Source organism: Sphingobacterium sp. BS-2, from assembly GCF_046161205.1.
In the GTDB taxonomy this organism is placed as follows: domain Bacteria; phylum Bacteroidota; class Bacteroidia; order Sphingobacteriales; family Sphingobacteriaceae; genus Sphingobacterium; species Sphingobacterium mizutaii.
This window is the reverse complement of record NZ_JBIXGO010000021.1, coordinates 274553-292549: the sequence shown is the minus strand read 5'-3', so window position 1 is coordinate 292549 and position 17997 is coordinate 274553. Positions and strand designations below refer to the sequence as shown.

The following is a 17997-nucleotide window of genomic DNA, read 5'->3' as shown; positions in this document are numbered from 1 at the left end:
ATCAATACACACTATATATGAAAAAACTATTTTTATCAGTATTTGCCGCATGCTTAATATCAGCTGTTTCCGCTCAGGAAACGGTGGTTTTCCGTTCAGGGGAGGATGGCTATGCCAGCTATAGGATTCCAGCCATTATCAAGAATAAGAATGGAGACCTGATCGCTTTCTCAGAAGGTAGGGTTGATCATGCGGGCGATTATGGCAATGTGGATATCGTTTATAAGATCAGTCAGGACCAAGGAAAGACTTGGGGGAAATTGAATGTTGCTGCGGATTATGATAAGCTTCAAGCTGGGAATGTTGCTCCAGTTGTTGATTTAACCGATCCGGCTTATCCATCAGGAAGGATTTTCCTCTTTTATAATACGGGGAATAACCATGAGGGTGAAGTGAGAAAAGGGAAGGGCTTGCGTGAAGTATGGTACATCACTTCTACAGATGGTGCAAAGACTTGGTCTGAACCGGTAAATATCACGACACAGACCCATAGACCAAATCAGCCACAGGTTAATGCTGCTTATACCTTTACAGAAGATTGGAGAACTTATGCCAATACGCCTGGACATGGATTCCAGTTTGTGTCAGGTCCCAATAAAGGTAGGATTTACATTGCTGCCAACCACAGTTCTGGCGATCCAAGTGCGCAGGGTAAGGATTGGAATGCGCATGCATTCTATTCAGATGATCATGGTAAGACGTTTAAACTGAGCCAGAATGTGCCTTATCCAGGTACTAATGAGTCTACTGCTGCACAGATTGGAGAAAATGAGGTATACATGAGCTCAAGGAACCAACAGTTGAATCCAAAGCAACGTGTCATTTCTGTTTCCAATGATGGTGGTGAAAGCTGGCAGAGCTCTGCTCCAGATCCTAACCTTCCGGATCCAATCAACCAAGGGTCGGTATTGTCCTGGAAGAAAGGAAAGAATTTTGTGCTGGCCCATATCAATGCAGCGGATGAAAAGAATAGGGATAACTTGACTTTGAGACTTTCCAAGGACAAAGGCAAGACCTGGTATTTCACTAAACTGATCGCCAAAGCTCCTGAAGGGTATAAAGGTGCCTATTCGGCCTATTCGGATATAGTTCTGATGAAGCCTAAGCTGGTGGGCATTTTGTATGAAAAAGATAATTACAAAGACATTGTCTTCCTCACGGAAAAGATCAAATAAAGGAAAACTCTAAGCCAAAAAAGCTTAGGGTTTTCTTTTTTATTCCCATGATTCTCAGAAAATTCCTGTAAATTGAACTTTATCTACTTGTTTAACCTGTTTAAACTCAATCAAATTATGTTTCTGAAAAGTGTGGTCTATATAAAAACATTGATCGGTGTTCCTTCGGTGCGCAATTCAATGCTCCTGTCTATTTTGTTGTTGTCGGCTTCTGTTCTTGATTCCTGTGCGAGGAAAAATGCTGCAGTTACAAGCCCAATAAATGCTACCTATCAGAATCCTGTATTTGAACCGATGCTGGCTGATCCCACGGTTATTCAAGATCCGAAAACGAAACTTTTCTATGCCTACGGCACCCAGGATAATTGGGATGACGGGAAAGGATCTCGCCTTGTGCCGATTCTGGAGTCCAAGGATATGGTAAACTGGTCTTATGTTGGTCCTGCATTTGAAACTAAACCAAATTGGAAAGAGGCTGGGGGTATTTGGGCGCCAGACATTAACCTTGTCAATGGAAAGTATTACCTCTATTATTCCTTCTCTACTTGGGGCGATAAGAATCCAGGTCTTGGATTGGCGATTTCGGACTCCCCTAAAGGTCCTTTTATGGATCAGGGAAAATTGCTTGATTCCAAATCTGCCAATGTGCCAAATTCCATTGATCCCTTTTTTATCGAGGATAAAGGCAAAAAGTATATATTCTGGGGAAGCTTTTCCGATAGCCCTGAACAAGGAACCTTTGCCTTGGAACTGACTGCTGATGGGAAAAAGATCTTGAATGGGCAGAAGCATAAAATAGCTGCCGGAGACTATGAAGCGGTGACCATCTTTAAGAAAAACGGTTATTTCTATTTCTTGGGTTCTAAAGGAAGTTGTTGTGAGGGCGCAAATAGCAAATACCATGTGCTGACTGCACGATCGAAGAATCTATTGGGACCCTATCTGGATAAAGATGGACGGGATATCAAGGAAAGAAATCATGGAAGTTTGATCCTAGAAGGATCAGAGTCTATTGTTGGACCGGGTCATACTTCAGGGGTCATCAAAGACGCGAAAGGGAAGGATTGGATCTTCTACCATGCCATCGATAAAAACAATGGAAAGCTAGGAAATGGAACGAGCAGAAGGATGTTGATGCTAGATCCGCTGAATTGGAAAGACGGCTGGCCAGTAATCGGGACAGGGAAGCCAGAAAGAAATAAAACTCAGAAACCTATTATTTAATACTCAGAGATGAACATACGATTTTTGCTATTAGGATTGTCATTCTTGTTCTGTTTGCTTGGCAAGGCACAGGAATTACCAGGAAATCCGCTGTCAGTTGCTTTAGGGGATCCTTATATCATATATGATGATCAGAGCGACCTTTATTATTTATATGGAACTGGGGGTACAAACAACGGTTTTGTGGTCTATTCTTCCAAAGATTTGAAAGATTGGAAAAATGAAGGCGTAATCTACAATAACCAACAAGAGAAATCTTGGGGGACCAAGGACTTTTGGGCTCCTGAGGTCTATAAATGGGACGATAAGTTTTATTTGTTCTATAGCGCCCATTGGAAGGAAAACCCAAACAACGAACTGGAAAACTATAAGATTGGGGTTTCGGTTTCGGATAAACCAACGGGTCCATTTGTAGATATTGAATCTCATCCGCTATTTGATCCCGGATATCCCATTATTGATGCCAATGTCTATGTCGCTGAAGATGGTAAAAAATACCTCTATTATTCCAGATGTTGTTACAAACATCCTGTGGAATCCGAAATTGCTGATTGGGCAAAAAAGAATGGCATTTATGATGAAATTGAGGAGAGTTGGGTGTATGGTATTGAGTTGAAACCGGATCTAAGTGGGGTGATTGGAAAGCCCAGGCTTTTGCTGAGACCTCCAATGAAAATAAACGATAAACAAGCGGAATGGGAAAGCCGTTCTGTCAATAATAAGGAAATCAACCGACGCTGGACGGAAGGTTCCTATCTGTTCAAGCATAATGGTCTTTTTTATATGATGTATTCTGCGAATCATTATGCAGGGCCATATTATGCGGTGGGTTATGCAACATCGGAAAGTCCTCTGGGTCCTTTTGTTAAATCGGAGTTCAATCCGGTATTGGAAAAGAATACTGAAAAAGGGGGCGATGTTACAGGAACGGGGCATAATTCGGTATTTGTTGGTAAGGATGGCAAAATGTACTGTGTGTACCATGGGAGGACCACAAAAACAGGGAATGACCGGGTCGTTTTCATTGATCCAATAGAAATAGATTCCAAGGGTGTGTTAAAAGTACACGGACCCACTACAATTAATTGATGGAATTTGTATCTTAGGAAAACTAATTTAAGCGCAACCTATGCCTAATTTTGCTATAAATGATGTTCCACACAGGCGTTTGAACCTGTTGACAGGCGAAAGTATCCTTGTTTCTCCCCATCGCAGTAAGCGACCTTGGCAGGGACAAGTAGAAGATTTGCCTGCTGACAATAGGCCTGAATATGACCCAACTTGTTACCTCTGCCCCAGAAATCCAAGAGCCGATGGAAGTGTCAATCCCGATTACAAGGAGAGCTTTGTTTTCGTGAATGACTTTTCCGCCCTGTTGAAAGATTCAGAGGAAGGGGAAATGAACGAGGAAGGTCTTTTGATAGCAGAAACAGAAAGAGGGATCTGTAAAGTAATTGCATTTTCTCCTCGGCATGACCTGACCTTGCCTGAAATGGACATCCCAGCAATCAGGAAGGTTGTGGATGTTTGGCAAAGTGAATTTGCTTCTTTAGCGGAGAATGATTGGATAAAATATATCCAGATCTTTGAAAACAAAGGCTCCATCATGGGTTGCAGCAATCCTCACCCGCATGGGCAGATCTGGGCGGAGAGCAAACTCCCAATGGAGATCCAAAAGGAGGAAAAGCAACAGAAAGAATACTTTGAAAAGAATGGACATTCATTGCTTTCGGATTATTTAGCCTTAGAGCTCAAGAAAAAAGAAAGAATAATCGTAGTTAATGAACATTTCGTTGCCCTGGTGCCATTCTGGGCAGCATGGCCTTTTGAAACCTTGGTCATCAGCAAAAGACAGGTAAAGGACATCAGGGAATTTACCGATGCTGAAAAAACCGACCTCGCCAAGACCTTACAAGAACTGACCATCCGTTACGATAATATCTTTTCTACTTCTTTTCCCTATTCTGCAGGAATGCATCAGGCCCCTGTAAATAGTGGAAATCAAGACTTTTGGCATTGGCATATGCATTTTTATCCACCCTTGCTGCGTTCAGCAACAGTGAAGAAATTCATGGTCGGATATGAAATGTTGGCTAATCCGCAACGTGATATTACAGCTGAAAAAGCTGCAGAAATAATCAGGAATCAACCCACAATACATTATAAATCAAACCAAATGATTGAAAGAGACCAAATTAGTGTTAGGTTCAAGGAATTGTATGGAACAGAGCCTACATTAGTTTCGAAATCCCCGGGAAGGATCAATATCATCGGGGAACATACCGATTACAACGAAGGATTCGTCCTTCCAACTGCTATTGACAAGGCTGTTTATGTAGCGCTTTCAAAGCGGACGGATTCGGAAATACACCTATATGCCGAAGACTTTAAAGAGCCTTATTCAGTTGACTTAAAAGAGGTGGCTCCTTCGGATAAAGGTTGGCCTAACTATATACTAGGGGTAGTCAACCAATTAAAAAATAGAGGATTGGAACTTTCGGGTTTTAATCTTTACATCGATGGGGATATCCCGGTCGGTGCTGGATTATCTTCTTCAGCGGCCGTTGAATGTGCTACTGGATATGGGCTGAACGAGTTGTTCGGTCTGGGACTGGACAAAGTCGACATCGCAAAGATCGGTCAACTTGCTGAACATACCTATGCAGGCGTGAAGTGTGGGATCATGGACCAATTTGCTTCTGTTTTGAGCAAAGCAAAGCATGTTGTCCGCTTGGACTGTCGGGATCTCAGCTATACCTATGTTCCTTTGGAATTAGGAGAGTATGAAATCGTATTGTTAAATACCAATGTTAAGCATTCCTTGGCGTCTTCTGCATATAATGATAGAAGGTATGCCTGTGAGCATGCTGTTTCCTTGATCCAAAAGAAACATGCCGAGGTAAAGAGCTTAAGAGATGTTGATATAGTGATGTTGGATGAATTGGTCAAGCCGTTTGATGAGGATAGTTATATCAAGGCTAGGTTTGTTGTGGAAGAAAACGAGAGGCTAGCGAAAGCCTGTGATGCCATGGAAAGTGGCGATATCGTAGAAATGGGAAGGCAGATGTTCCGAGCACACGAAGGCTTGAGCAAGGAATATGAAGTGAGTTGTCAGGAATTGGACTTTCTTGTAGAAAAAGCGAAGCACTTTCCTGAAGTGCTGGGAGCGAGGATGATGGGTGGAGGATTTGGTGGTTGCACGATCAATATTGTCAAAAAAGGCTTTGGTCAGCAGCTTGTGGAAGCGCTTGCCCCAGCCTATAAAAATGAGTTTAACCTTGAGCTGACACCTATTTTCGTGAAAACTGATAATGGCTCAGAATTAGTATATTAGAATCAATTATAAACAGAAAATGAAAAGATCAATCCTTAGACTTATGTTAGCATGCGGCCTATTTACGGTCGTGGCATGTCAGCAAAATAGTAAGCAAGAAAGCAATCAGACCACTGATTCCAGCAGCAATACTGTTACTACCTTAGACTCTAGTACTTTCACGTCAGATATTGATGGTAAAGAAGCTAAACTTTACATGTTAAAGAATGCTGCGGGTGCCAAGGCGTATTTTACCAACTTTGGAGCAAGGGTTGTTTCCTTACAGGTTCCGGATAAGAACGGAACCCTTACTGATGTGGTATTGGGTTTCAACAAGGCTTCTGATTATAACAATCCAAAAGAACCCTATTTCGGGCCTATCGTAGGACCATTTGGGAACCGAATCGCCAAAGGTAAGTTTACCTTAGATGGCGAAACCTTCACCCTTCCGACCAATAACGGAGCCAATACACTCCATGGTGGACCAAAAGGTGTCCATTTTGCTAATTGGGAAGTGACATCAGCTAATGATAAGGCCATTACCTTTGCATATACCCTTCCAGATAAACAAGAAGGATTTCCAGGCCCTATCCATATCGAAGTGACCTACAGCCTTTCTGATAACAATGAATTGGCAATAGCTTACAAAGCAACAGCTGACAAGAAAACTGTGGTCAACTTTACCAACCATGCTTATTTCAATCTTAACGGTGAAGGCAGTGGAACGATTACCGACCACAGCCTAAAGCTATATGCGGATAAATTTACTCCGGTAGATAGCACCTTGATTCCAACGGGCGAGTTGAAGGATGTAAAAGGGACTCCATTTGATTTTACAACTTCAAAAACTATCGGTAAGGACATTCAACTAGATGATGAGCAATTGAAATTTGGAAAAGGTTATGACCATAACTGGGTACTTAACGGGACTAAGGTTGATGGATTGAATCATGCTGCCACATTAACTGGAGATAAATCCGGTATTGTGATGGATATATATACCGAAGAGCCAGGGATACAGTTTTACAGTGGAAACTTCATGGCAGATAATGTAACCCTAAAAAGTGGTGTAAAGGATAGCTTCCGTACTGGTTTATGCTTGGAAACACAACATTTCCCAGATTCCCCAAACCAACCGAACTTCCCTTCGACTACCTTGAATCCAGGAGATACCTATACCAGCAAATCTATTTATAAGTTTACGACTAATTAATCTCAATGGAAACCAAAGACTATATTGTATTCCTGTGCTACTTCATCATTGTTGCAGGATATGGACTTTACATTTATTATAAAAAGAAATCAGCCTCTGGAGATTCCAAAGACTACTTCCTAGCAGAAGGTTCTTTGACTTGGTGGGCCATTGGAGCCTCCCTGATCGCCTCGAACATCTCTGCGGAGCAATTCATCGGGATGAGCGGTTCAGGCTTTAAGATCGGTCTTGCAATTGCTACCTATGAATGGATGGCAGCGGTGACCTTGGTGGTAGTAGCGGTGTTCTTTCTCCCGGTATACCTCAAGAACAAGATCTTTACCATGCCGCAGTTCCTTAATCAGCGGTACAATGGCACGGTGGCCATGATCATGGCTGTTTTCTGGTTGCTGTTGTATATTGTGGTCAACCTTACTTCGATCCTCTTCCTAGGAGCGCTGGCCGTATCCAGTATCTCTGGCATTGACTTCCAGGCTTGTATGATCGGACTTGCTATTTTCGCTATCTTCATTACACTAGGTGGTATGAAAGTAATTGGATATACGGATGTTATCCAGGTATTCTTCTTGATCCTAGGAGGTTTGGCGACGACTTATCTGGCGTTAAACCTAGTGTCTGACCATTTCGGTGGCGGAGGCGTATTGGATGGTTTGGGAATCGTTCATAACAAAGCCCAAGATCACTTCCATATGATCCTGAAACCAGACAATCCGAATTATATCGATCTACCGGGGCTTTCAGTTCTAATTGGGGGTATGTGGATCATCAACCTGAATTACTGGGGCTGTAATCAGTACATTACCCAACGTGCATTAGGAGCGGACCTTCCAACAGCTAGAAACGGACTGTTATTCGCTGCTGGATTAAAGTTGTTGATGCCTTTGATCGTTGTGTTACCAGGTATTGCTGCCTTTGTATTGTACAATGATGGCCTGTTCCAACAAGAAATGTTAGCGGGAGGGGAGTTGAACCCTGATAGAGCATACCCGGTTCTGCTGAATCTATTGCCAACCGGATTGAAAGGTCTGTCATTTGCGGCCTTGACCGCTGCGGTGGTAGCTTCATTAGCAGGAAAAGCAAACTCGGTGGCAACGATATTTACCTTGGATATCTACAAAAAGATCTTCGATAAAGATGCTTCTGAAAGGAAATTAGTGAATGTAGGAAAGATCACGATCGTGGTATCCATGATCTTGGCTATCTTCATCGCTCCTTACCTAGGTATTGATAAAAAAGGTGGATTCCAATATATCCAAGAGTATACGGGATTTGTATCTCCGGGGGTATTTGCGATGTTCCTTTTGGGATTCTTCTGGAAGAAAACGACTTCCAATGCAGCGCTTTTTGCAACCATCGTTGGTTTCTTATTGTCGATCGTATTGAAGTTCCTTCCGGGCTATATGGACCTTTCATTCTTGGCATCTACAGGATTTGCAATCCCTGTGGACGGCGTGTATGAGATCCCATTCATCGATAGGATCGGTTTTGTGTTTATATTCTGTCTTATCGGAATGTACATTATCAGTATGTACGAGCACAAAAAAGGCGTGGTTACCCACGGACTTGAAATCGATGCTACTATGTTCAAAACAAAAACCGGCTTTGCCGTTGGTGCCTTAATTGTTATCGGTATCACTGCAGCGCTTTATACCATATTCTGGTAATAACCAAAGCTAGAAGGGGACAAATCCTCTTCTAGCTTTTTTCATAATTAACCCAACCCTACCATTATGAGAAGCTTTCTGATTTGTTCGGCGGGACTGTTGTTTTCTGCGAGCCTTTGGGCACAAAGCCCTTCACAAAAGATTTATCCTATTAATTTTTCCAAGGTTGCCATCGAAGATAATTTCTGGTCACCTCAATTGGAAAAGGTCGCCAACGCTACCATTGATGCCTGTGTAACTTATACGGAGGACAAAACTGGGCGTATCAGGAATTTTGAGAAGGTGGCCCAGGGTTCTGGCAAACATGAAGGGATTTATTATGATGATTCGGATGTCTATAAAGCGATCGAAGCCATCGCGTATTCACTCAAGAACTATCCAGACAAAGAACTTGAAGCCAATACGGATGTATGGATCGATAAAATAGCCGCTGCTCAACAACCTGATGGCTATTTGAATACCTATTACACCCTAAATGGCCTGCAAGATCGCTGGAAAGATATGGAGAGGCATGAGGATTATTGTGCTGGCCACCTCATTGAAGCGGGTATAGCCTATTATAACACGACAGGCAAGGATAAATTGCTGAAGGTAGCGACCAAGTTTGCAGATCATATTGATAATTATTTCCGAGTGCCCAATAAACCTTGGGTGTCAGGCCATGAGGGAATTGAATTGGCTTTGATGAAATTATATCATCATACCAATGAAAAACGCTATTTGCAATTGGCAGATTGGTTTGTTGAACAGAGAGGAAGAGGTCATGGAGTAGGCAAGATCTGGGATGAATGGAAAGACCCTGATTATGCACAGGATGCTATTCCAGTTCGTGATCAAAGAAAGATAACCGGCCATGCAGTGCGTGCGATGTACCTCTATACTGGGGTTGCAGATATTGCCTCTGAGACCAAGGATGCAGGTTATGTAAAGACCATGGATGCCATTTGGGACGATGTGGTAAACAAGCATTATTATATAACCGGTGGAATTGGAGCCCAAGGTTCCAATGAAGGATTCGGAAAACCTTATGACCTTCCGAATGAATCCGCCTATTGTGAAACCTGTGCATCCGTAGGAATGGTCTTTTGGAACCAGAGGATGAACATGCTATCTGCACAGGCAAAATACATCGATGTCCTGGAAAGAACCCTCTACAATGCTGCCATTGATGGAATCAGCCTTTCTGGAAACCGTTTCTTCTATGGAAACCCACTGGCTTCAGAAGGCAATTACGACCGCAGTGAGTGGTTTGGTACAGCTTGCTGTCCTTCCAATATCGCAAGGTTGGTATCCTCCTTAGGTTCTTATATCTACAGCCGCTCGGCAACAGACCTCTATGTCAACCTGTTTGTTGGCAGTGAAACGACGGTAGACCTGAATAAAAACGAGGTCTTTGTGAAACAGACAGGCAATTATCCTTGGAACGGACAGGTAAGTATTGAAGTGAGTCCTAAGAAATCCAAAGAATTTGCAGTCTTTGTTCGTATTCCAGGTTGGTTAAAGGAACCAGTCCCTAGCACTCTTTATCACTATAAAAACAACAAAACCAATAATTATACCGTAACAGTAAACGGCAAGCCGGTTAATGCTGCAGTAGAAGATGGCTATTTGAAGATTGATAGAAAGTGGAAAAAAGGCGATAAGATCGATATGAACCTGGACATGGAAGTCCAGCGCATTGTATCTTCCGATGAGTTGAAACAGAATCAAAACCGCATTGCCTTGCAGTATGGCCCCATAGTCTATGCGGTGGAGGATGTGGATAATCCAAATGCAAAGAATGGACTGTTTATTCCGGAGAATACCCAGTTTCAGGTAAGCTTTAAGCCCGACTTATTGGGCGGGACAAACGTAATCCAATTCAAAGCCCCGATCGTTGCCATCGATCAGGCGAGCAATCAGGTGCTGCAACAAGAGAAAGAGATCATAGCAATCCCTTATTTCCTTTGGAACAACAGAGGAAAGAGCGCCATGCAGGTCTGGATCCCAGAGAAGTTGACTTCCGTTAGGATTGACTAAAGAATAACATCAAAATAGAAGAAGCGGGTCAAGCCCGCTTCTTCTATTTAATTCCTTCTAGTGCATGTTCAAAATCTGCAATCAGATCGTCTATATGTTCAATCCCTACTGAAATCCGGAGCATGCCATTGCTTATTCCGGAAACGGATTTCTGTGTTTTATCATGATGCGAACCCCACATACTGGCCGGATGGACCACCAAGGATTCCACACCGCCTAAACTGGCGGCATTGGCAAATACTTCCAGTTTGTTCAATACCGATTGCGCATTTTTATAAGCATCGTCTTCATTCGCCCCTATGACCTCTATGCAAAGCATGCCCGTGCCACCGCGCATCTGTTTTTTGACCAGTTCATATTGAGGGTGAGAAGGAAGCCCTACATAGCCAGCATATTTAATTGCCGGATGTTTTTCAAAGAATTCGGCCAAAGCCAATGCATTGCTGTTGATTTGCTTCACCCGCATAGAAAGCGTTTTAAGACCACGCAATAACAACCAAGAGTCAAAAGGACTCAACGATCCACCGAGCATCAACGATCTTTTCCATACCCTTTCAATAAATTCCTTGCTTCCACAGACGGCCCCGGCAGTTAGGTCACTGTGACCTCCCAAATATTTGGTTGCTGAGTGCACTACCACATCAATCCCGAACTCCGTAGGAGTCTGGTTGATAGGCGAAGCAAAGGTATTGTCGGCCATCGTGGTCAGTTGGTGCTTCTTTCCGAGCTCAGCGATAAACTTCAGGTCGGTGACATCTAAGTTTGGATTCGAGGGCGTTTCGATATAGATCAATTTAGTGTTGGCTTTAATGGCCTTTTCAAAGGCTTCGTTGTCTTTTTGGTCCACGTGGGTTACTTCCACTCCATACTCGGTCAAGAAGTTCTTAAAGAAGAGCATAGCGCCAGAATATAGGGAGTTTTGTGTCACCACATGATCACCAGCCTTCACAACTGATAATATGGCCGTGCTGATAGCTGCCATCCCCGTTGCCAAAACCAGGGCATCTTCCGTTTTCTCCAAACTCGCTACAATTGCCGCAGCCTGTGAGTTGGTCGGATTACCATGCCGATGGTAAAAATTAGGATTCTTGGTCTCTGTAGCAGAAATGATATAGTTCTTTAAATCTTCATCTGCAAAATAGGTAGATGTCTGATAAATGGGTGTTACAACAGCTTTACTACTGTTGAATTCTTGGCCTTTATGGATGAGGTCGGTTTCTAAATGAGCCATAGTAGGTTGGGTTTAAAAAATAAAGGACTGAAAATTAAAAAAATAACTTGTAAATACTTAATTTCAGCAACGAATTATTTTAAATTATTAAACCCTAATTAACCTCTAATACTATGAAAAAAATACTGGCTATCCTGGCTTGTTTTATTTCCACACTTTCTCTTGCGCAAATCAAATCCCCCGCTGAATATCTAGGCTATCAGGTGGGAACCAAAGTGACGCCGCATTGGAAGGTTTTGGAATATTATCAGTATGTGGCAGATCAGGTCCCAAACCAAGTGAAAATGGAATCTTATGGAGAAACCCCTGAAGGTAGGCCCTTAAAGGTTTTCTATATTTCTTCTGCCCAAAACATCGGAAACCTTGAAAATATCCGTACCAATAACTTGAAGCTTGCTCATGCAATGCAAGGCCAGGGAAACAGTAATGGTCCTGCCATTGTCTGGATCAGCAATAACATCCATGGGAATGAAACCTCATCCATTGAAGCTTCCATGATGACCTTATTCGAATTGGTAAATCCCAAGAACAGCAAGAGCAAAGGTTGGTTGGAAAACACCCTGGTTATCCTAGACCCTTGCTTGAATCCTGATGGAACCGAACGTTATAACAATTGGTACAACGGAACCGTGGGCATCAAGTACAATCCAGAGATCTATGCTAGAGAGCACCGCGAACCTTGGCCGGGAGGTCGATATAATCATTATTATTTCGATATGAACCGTGATTGGGCTTGGCAAACGCAGAAGGAAAGTACTTTCCGTGCAGCCATCTACAACAGGTGGTTGCCTCATATCCATGCTGATTTCCACGAACAGGGAATTAACTCACCATACTATTTTCCACCGGCAGCAGAGCCCTTCCATGAGGTGATCACGCCATGGCAAAGGGAGTTTCAGACCACCATTGGAAAGCATAATGCAAAATATTTTGATTCCAAAGGCTGGCTTTACTTCACCAAGGAACGCTTCGACCTGTTTTACCCTTCCTATGGGGATACCTATCCCATATATTCTGGAGCCATCGGTATGACCTTCGAAAAAGCGGGTAATGGTTCTGCAGGATTAGGTGTCTATACCGATGAAAAAGATACATTGACATTGGTGGACCGTGCTATACAGCACCATGCTTCAGGAATGAACATTATAGAAGTGGTTTCCCAAAACTCAGCTAAGGTGGTTTCTGAATTCAAGAAATTCGGAGATGATGCCGCAGCCGGTAAACTGTCTTCTTACCAAACCTATGTGATCAAGTACGATAGCTCCCGTGACAAGACTTTGCGCGCATTAATGGAACTATTGGACAAGAATAAGATCAATTATTACTCTTCCTCAGGTTCTGTAAAGGGCTTTGATTACTTCAGTAAGAAGGAACAGAACCATAGCCTGACTGAAAAGGATTTGGTCATTCCGGGCAATCAATCCAAAGCGGCCTTGATTCGCGTACTGTTTGAACCGGAAGCGAAATTAACGGATTCTATTACCTACGATATTACCGCTTGGTCTTTGCCTTATGTTTATGGTCTTCCAGCTATAGCTTCCCAAACGAAAATCAGCAACCTTAACCCTTACCAATTAGAGACTATCAGCAATGCGACTGGTTCTAATTTTGGATATGCGGTAAAATGGGATGGTTTTTCTTCAGCAAAATTATTGGCAGCCCTATTACGCCATAAAATCACCGTAAAAGTCTCAGATCAGAGCTTCAAGATTGGTTCGGATGAATTTCCAAAAGGATCACTCTTGGTCATGAAGAACGGCAATAAACAAGCGAATGTAGAAAAGATCTTGAAAGAAGAGGCGGACAAGTTACAGGTGAAAACCTATGCTATCCAATCTGGAATTGTAGAAGGTGGAAAGGACTTAGGAAGCTCCGATGTGAAGACCATTAAAGCTCCAAAGGTCATGATGATGGCTGGCGAAGGTCTTAGAGCGACCAATGTGGGCGAGGTGTGGCATTTCTTTGATCAGCAATTGCAGTATCCAATTATCCTGATCAATCCTACCGATTTTGCTAGGGTAGACTGGGATGAGATCGATGTATTCATTATGCCTAATGGGAATTACTCTTTCCTAAAGGACAAAGGCCAGAGCGAGGAGTTTGCAAGTTGGATTAGAAAAGGTGGAAAGGTCATTGCTCTTGAAAGTGCAGTAAGTCAATTGGCTGCACAATCTTGGTCCGAATTGAAGGCAGTAAAACAAGATACCTCAGCAAAAGCCAAACCAAGTCCATTGAAGAAATATGGAGATCGGGAAAGAGGAGCAATGGAGAATTATACCTCTGGAGCCATCTTCAAACTGACCTTCGATAATTCCCACCCATTAATGTTCGGTGTTAAAGATTACTTCACCCTGAAACAGGACGACAATCTATTTCAATATTTCGAACAAGGTAAAGGATGGAACGTGGGCTACATCACTGAAAACTCTAAGATGAGTGGGTTTGTTGGTCATAACCTGAACAAGAAACTGAAAAATGGAATGGTCTTCGGAACGCAGAACCTTGGTAGGGGTTCAGTTATCTATTTGACAGACAATGTGTTGTTCAGGAATTTTTGGGAAAGCGGTAAGCTGATCATGGCTAATGCGACCTTCCTAACGGTTGAATAAAAATACCCTATATCGGGGATTGTATCATGTCCTAATGTGGGTTACTTTTGGGTAACAACATTAGGACATTTTATGTACGCTCATTCGAAAAGAAAATCAAAAAGAAAGTATAGGTTACTATATGTATTAAAATTTATTGGAGGTTATTTTGTCTTCCTCTATAAATTAGCCATTCGACCTTAAAGTCTTATCGCATCTGTTTCAACAATTCAATAGCATATTCAATACTGTTCACATTATTGATGGCTATACGCAATTGACCTTTTACTTCTTTCATGTTGGAATTATTGGCATGTTGCTGAACGAAGCCCAATACTTTTCCAAAACTATCCGACTGATAGTAGCTAGATTTCGGATTATTAACGAAATACCCTTTCAAAACATGTTTCTTGTAGGATATTTTCTCCAAACCGATCTCCTTACCCAGCCACTGCAGCCTTAAGGTATTGAACAGTTCAAACACCGGCTCAGGTATTGGCCCAAAGCGATCTATCAATTCCTTCTCAAATTTCTGTAACTGTCCTTCATCCTTCAACTTCGAAATATCGTTGTACAGATTGTAGCGCTCAGAAACATTGGTCACATATTCATCCGGAATCATCACCTCCAGATCCGTATCGATCTGCGTAAAGCTTACGTATTTTCTGTTGTCCTCATCGGCAAATAGTTCACCGAACTCATCGTCTTTCAGCTCTTGCACCGCCTCATCCAAGATCTTATTGTACATTTCAAAACCGATCTCGGCAATGAATCCCGACTGTTCGGCACCCAATAGGTTACCTGATCCACGGATATCCAAATCTCGCATGGCAACATTGAAACCGGACCCTAATTCAGAGAACTCCTCGATAGCCGATAGACGTTTATATGCTTCGGTGGTCAAGGTTGATAATGGCGGGCTCAAGAGATAACAGAAGGCCTTTTTGTTCGACCTTCCTACACGGCCCCGCATTTGATGGAGGTCACTCAGACCAAACATGTGCGCCTGATTGATAATAATGGTATTCGCATTAGGAATATCCAAACCCGCTTCAATAATGGTTGTCGCAATCAACACATCGTATTCATGGTTGATGAACTTCAACATGACATCTTCCAGGTCGTCCCCTTCCAATTGTCCGTGGGCAATTCCCACACGTGCCCCAGGAACCAATTTGCGGATCAGCATGCCCAATTGAGGAAGGTCTGCAACCCGATTATGGATAAAGAAAATCTGACCGCCACGATCGATCTCGAAGCTCACCGCTTCTTGGATCAAACTCTCATTGAAGACATGTAATTCAGTCTGTACGGGCTGCCTATTAGGTGGAGGGGTCGAGATAATACTCAAATCCCGCGCTCCCATCAGGGAGAAGTGTAAAGTCCTGGGGATCGGTGTTGCGGTCAAGGTCAATGAGTCCACATTGGCACGCATGACCTTTAACTTCTCTTTTACCGATACCCCAAATTTTTGCTCCTCATCGATGATCATCAAGCCTAGATCTCTGAATTTCACATCCTTGCTGACCAAGCGGTGGGTCCCGATTATGATATCTATTTTTCCTTCTTCTAGTTTCTTAAGGGTCTCTTTGATCTGCTTGCTGGTTTTAAAACGATTGATATAATCAATGTTTGCCGGCATGCCTTTCAATCTTTCCGAGAAAGTACGGTAATGTTGCAGCGCCAAGATGGTCGTAGGAACCAATACCGCCACCTGTTTGCTATCTGCTACAGCTTTAAAGGCAGCACGGATAGCGACCTCGGTTTTACCGAAACCCACATCCCCGCAGACCAATCTATCCATTGGATGCGGCGATTCCATGTCCTTTTTCAGGTCAGCCGTAGCCTTTTCCTGATCGGGAGTGTCCTCATAGATAAAGGAGGCTTCCAATTCCCGTTGCAAATAGGTATCCGGACTGAAAGCATTTCCCGTTTGGGCTTTTCGCTTAGCATAGAGCATGATCAAGTCCCGGGCTATATCCTTAACCTTTTTCTTGGTTGTCCTTTTCAGTTTCTCCCAAGCGTCCGTTCCCAATTTATTCATCTTCGGAACAGTTCCTTCCTTTCCAGAATATTTGGAAATACGCTTTAAGGAGTTGATATTGACATACAGTAAATCATTGTCTGCATAGACCAGACGGATCATTTCCTGACTCTTGCCATTCACCTCCACTTTTTCCAGACCGGCATATTTTCCTACACCGTGGTCGATATGGGTAATGTAATCACCAGGCTTCAACTCACTCAATTCCTTCAGGGTGATCGCCTGCGAGCGCTCATATCCCTTTCTACGTTTATATTTATAGTAACGATCGAATATTTGGTGGTCGGTATAACAGGCTACTTTCAGCTTGTCATCCCTGAAACCCTCTCTTAAGGCCTTATAGATAGGCGTGAAGGCTACGGTCTTGTCCAGATCCTCTAATATGGCATAGATGCGTTCGATCTGCCTGGTGGAATCCGAAAAGATATAATTATGGATGGCATGCTTTTCATTTTCCTTGAAGTTATGGATCAATAGATTGAAATCTTTATTGAAAGAAGGTTGTGGATGGGTATCAAAATTGAATTCTTCATCCGGTTTATAGAAAAATTGCTTTCCAAATTCCACCAATGGGTACTCAAAGAGCATGGCATTGAAGTTTTTGTCATCCGTAAAGGTAAATCTCGGATCCACCCAATCCGGATTATCCTTGATTTCCTTTTCTGTCAAGGCCTTCCAATATTTGGAGGCCTTTTTATAGCCTTCTTGCAGAATGTCCAGCGTAAATTGCACATCCTTGATCCAGATAATGGAATCTCTCTCAATATATTCCAATAATGAAATATGGTTATTGCTCAGGAATTTTGCTTGTACATTCGGAACAATAGTTACCGAATTGATCTTGTTGACTGAAAGTTGGGATTCAATCTCAAAGGTCCGGATGCTATCGATTTCATCGCCAAAGAACTCAATCCGATAGGGGAGGTCATTTGAAAAAGAGAAGATGTCCACGATGCCACCGCGGATTGCAAATTGCCCCGGTTCATAAACAAAATCGACGCGTTCAAAATCATACTCATACAAGAACTCATTGATGAAATCAATGCTCAGCTTAGTGCCAACCCGGATTTCTAGCGTGTTTTTTTCGAGGTCCTGTTTGTTGATTACCTTTTCCGAAATGGCTTCAGGATAGGTAACCACGATTTTTGGCAATTCAGAGTTACGGTTCAGTGAACTCAGCGTTTCCGCCCGTTGCAGAACATTGGCGCTGTCCAAGATGGTAAAATCGAAGGCCTTCCTGTAAGATGCCGGAAAGAACAGGATTTGATTATCAAATAAGCTCTCCAGGTCACTCAAGAAATAAGAGGCCTCCTCATGGGTAGGCAAAATAAAGACGTTCAACCGTTTTTCTATCTGGTAGCAGGCGGCAGCGACCATGGCATCGGACGAACCTACCAATCCCTTTAAATGGACCTTCGGTTTGCCCTTCTGGATACTACTGGTAAATCGCTTGACTTGTTCGGATAGGATGTATTTATCTAATATTTCTTGGATGTTCACGCTAGTATATTTTTGCAAATTTACAA

At 42.7% G+C, this 17997-nt stretch carries 10 protein-coding genes; 8 read left to right on the top strand and 2 right to left on the bottom strand.

Annotation, left to right across the window (positions count from 1 at the left end; translation table 11 throughout):
• The first annotated feature begins 17 nt into the window (after nt 1–17).
• The 7 genes from ACK2WI_RS17390 (at nt 18) to ACK2WI_RS17360 (ending at nt 10608) form a co-directional block, all read left to right on the top strand.
• Nucleotides 18–1175 carry an exo-alpha-sialidase gene (locus ACK2WI_RS17390; protein WP_409151745.1) on the top strand — a complete coding sequence of 386 codons (1158 nt, stop codon included), beginning with the start codon at nt 18–20 and terminating at the stop codon, nt 1173–1175.
• 117 nt (nt 1176–1292) lie between these two features.
• The gene (locus tag ACK2WI_RS17385) at nt 1293–2399 is read left to right on the top strand and encodes a family 43 glycosylhydrolase (protein WP_409151744.1); all 1107 of its coding nucleotides are present in this window, start codon (nt 1293–1295) and stop codon (nt 2397–2399) included.
• A gap of 9 nt (nt 2400–2408) precedes the next feature.
• On the top strand, nt 2409–3488 hold the full coding sequence (locus ACK2WI_RS17380) for a glycoside hydrolase family 43 protein (protein WP_409151743.1): 1080 nt from the start codon (nt 2409–2411) through the stop codon (nt 3486–3488).
• 40 nt (nt 3489–3528) lie between these two features.
• A complete protein-coding gene (locus ACK2WI_RS17375) occupies nt 3529–5733 on the top strand; it encodes a UDP-glucose--hexose-1-phosphate uridylyltransferase (RefSeq protein WP_409151742.1) in 2205 nt (734 codons plus the stop codon).
• Nucleotides 5734–5752: 19 nt separating this feature from the next.
• Nucleotides 5753–6925 carry an aldose epimerase family protein gene (locus tag ACK2WI_RS17370; RefSeq protein ID WP_409151741.1) on the top strand — a complete coding sequence of 391 codons (1173 nt, stop codon included), beginning with the start codon at nt 5753–5755 and terminating at the stop codon, nt 6923–6925.
• Between the two features lie 5 nt (nt 6926–6930).
• Nucleotides 6931–8589: a sodium/sugar symporter gene (locus ACK2WI_RS17365; protein ID WP_175486323.1), complete on the top strand. Its 1659-nt coding sequence runs from the start codon at nt 6931–6933 to the stop codon at nt 8587–8589.
• A 66-nt stretch (nt 8590–8655) separates the two neighbouring features.
• A complete protein-coding gene (locus ACK2WI_RS17360; protein ID WP_409151740.1) occupies nt 8656–10608 on the top strand; it encodes a glycoside hydrolase family 127 protein in 1953 nt (650 codons plus the stop codon).
• A gap of 43 nt (nt 10609–10651) precedes the next feature.
• Here the strand turns inward: ACK2WI_RS17360 and ACK2WI_RS17355 are convergent, their stop codons facing one another.
• A complete protein-coding gene (locus tag ACK2WI_RS17355) occupies nt 10652–11839 on the bottom strand; it encodes a trans-sulfuration enzyme family protein (RefSeq protein WP_409151739.1) in 1188 nt (395 codons plus the stop codon).
• 113 nt (nt 11840–11952) lie between these two features.
• Between ACK2WI_RS17355 and ACK2WI_RS17350 the strand changes: the two genes are divergently transcribed.
• Nucleotides 11953–14448 carry a M14 family zinc carboxypeptidase gene (locus tag ACK2WI_RS17350; RefSeq protein WP_409151738.1) on the top strand — a complete coding sequence of 832 codons (2496 nt, stop codon included), beginning with the start codon at nt 11953–11955 and terminating at the stop codon, nt 14446–14448.
• A gap of 187 nt (nt 14449–14635) precedes the next feature.
• On the opposite strand, the gene mfd is transcribed toward ACK2WI_RS17350, so the two are convergent.
• Nucleotides 14636–17971: a transcription-repair coupling factor gene (gene mfd / locus ACK2WI_RS17345; RefSeq protein WP_409151737.1), complete on the bottom strand. Its 3336-nt coding sequence runs from the start codon at nt 17969–17971 to the stop codon at nt 14636–14638.
• Nucleotides 17972–17997 lie beyond the last annotated feature (26 nt).

Coding starts and splice junctions, on each gene's coding strand:
- ACK2WI_RS17390 (WP_409151745.1), top strand. CDS start 18: ATGAAAAAACTATTTTTATCAGTATTTGCCGCATGCTTAATATCAGCT.
- ACK2WI_RS17385 (WP_409151744.1), top strand. CDS start 1,293: ATGTTTCTGAAAAGTGTGGTCTATATAAAAACATTGATCGGTGTTCCT.
- ACK2WI_RS17380 (WP_409151743.1), top strand. CDS start 2,409: ATGAACATACGATTTTTGCTATTAGGATTGTCATTCTTGTTCTGTTTG.
- ACK2WI_RS17375 (WP_409151742.1), top strand. CDS start 3,529: ATGCCTAATTTTGCTATAAATGATGTTCCACACAGGCGTTTGAACCTG.
- ACK2WI_RS17370 (WP_409151741.1), top strand. CDS start 5,753: ATGAAAAGATCAATCCTTAGACTTATGTTAGCATGCGGCCTATTTACG.
- ACK2WI_RS17365 (WP_175486323.1), top strand. CDS start 6,931: ATGGAAACCAAAGACTATATTGTATTCCTGTGCTACTTCATCATTGTT.
- ACK2WI_RS17360 (WP_409151740.1), top strand. CDS start 8,656: ATGAGAAGCTTTCTGATTTGTTCGGCGGGACTGTTGTTTTCTGCGAGC.
- ACK2WI_RS17355 (WP_409151739.1), bottom strand. CDS start 11,839: ATGGCTCATTTAGAAACCGACCTCATCCATAAAGGCCAAGAATTCAAC.
- ACK2WI_RS17350 (WP_409151738.1), top strand. CDS start 11,953: ATGAAAAAAATACTGGCTATCCTGGCTTGTTTTATTTCCACACTTTCT.